Here is a 1110-nt window from a genome sequence, read left to right on the forward strand (position 1 = left end):
ATACCACTAAATAACAATATTATTGAGTATGACTAAGAATATTATGTAAAGTAAATTCGATATAAAGAACTGGTAATAATACAATTACGTTGTTTTTTTTTGCATAATATTTTGATTTGCATAAACAGCAGATGCTATTGTTCAAAAAAGGGACGAAGGCAAAGAAGTCGTGAATTTCAGCATAGCGATCAATGATCGCTATAAGCCCAAAGGGAGTGCAGAATACAAAGAAGTAGCAACGTTTATCAACTGCTCGTATTGGCTCAGCAGCAAAGTGGTACAGTGGATCAAAAAAGGCGCTTTTGTTCAGGTAACTGGGCGTATTGGTATGCATGTGTATATCAACAATGAAGGCAATCCAGTTGGGAGTTTGGATTTTCATGTGGACAGTATCAAGATTTTGGTGTTTGCTAAAAAGGCAATCAGCGCAGAAAAAAGAAACAGTAAAAGAGCTGCAAAGGGCAGAAAGGAAAAGGTAACAGAGGATGTTTCTTTTTGATCACAAACTATTTTAGAAATGCTGATCTGATCTGGTTTCAGTGTTAAGACAGGTCAGCATTCAATTCTTTAAAAAATTTAATCATTAAAATTTAGAAATCATGGCACACAATATCAATTACAATGAGCAGACAGGAAAACACAGTTTTTTTAGTGTAAAGGAAAAAGCATGGCACAATCTTGGACAGGTGGTGCAGGATTATCCGACAAGTGCGGAAGCTATTATGCACGCGGGGTTAAATTACGGCGTGGAGAAACGCCCACTTTTTACGATGTCGCAGGAAATTATTTCTGAAGGCCTACACAGTATAGGAAATATAAGAGTACCAGATTATTACAGTACCGTACGAAATGATAACGATTGTGTACTGGGTGTAGTAGGTAAGGACTACCATATCGTACAGAATAGGGATGCATTTTCATTTTTTGACAGCATCGTGGGCGGTGATGGTATCCTGTATGAAACCGCAGGGGCACTGGGAAAGGGTTATGGAAAGTAAAGAATAATGTAAAGTAGAATATGACTAACCATTACTTTTGTGATAATTAAGACATTCTACTTTACATTATATCTTATTTAAAATTCTTGAGCCATTCTAAAAGATTTTCATT

Annotated in this window: 1 protein-coding gene and 1 pseudogene; both read left to right on the forward strand. The window is 36.2% G+C overall.

The window, feature by feature from the left end; genetic code table 11:
• The first annotated feature begins 136 nt into the window (after positions 1-136).
• A complete protein-coding gene (locus KHA90_RS25080; RefSeq protein WP_213308272.1) occupies positions 137-499 on the forward strand; it encodes a single-stranded DNA-binding protein in 363 nt (120 codons plus the stop codon).
• A gap of 100 nt (positions 500-599) precedes the next feature.
• Positions 600-986, forward strand: a pseudogene (locus tag KHA90_RS25085) (DUF932 domain-containing protein); the annotation flags it as partial.
• Positions 987-1110: the final 124 nt, after the last annotated feature.

Source organism: Flavobacterium psychroterrae, from assembly GCF_018380615.1.
GTDB classification, from domain to species: domain Bacteria; phylum Bacteroidota; class Bacteroidia; order Flavobacteriales; family Flavobacteriaceae; genus Flavobacterium; species Flavobacterium psychroterrae.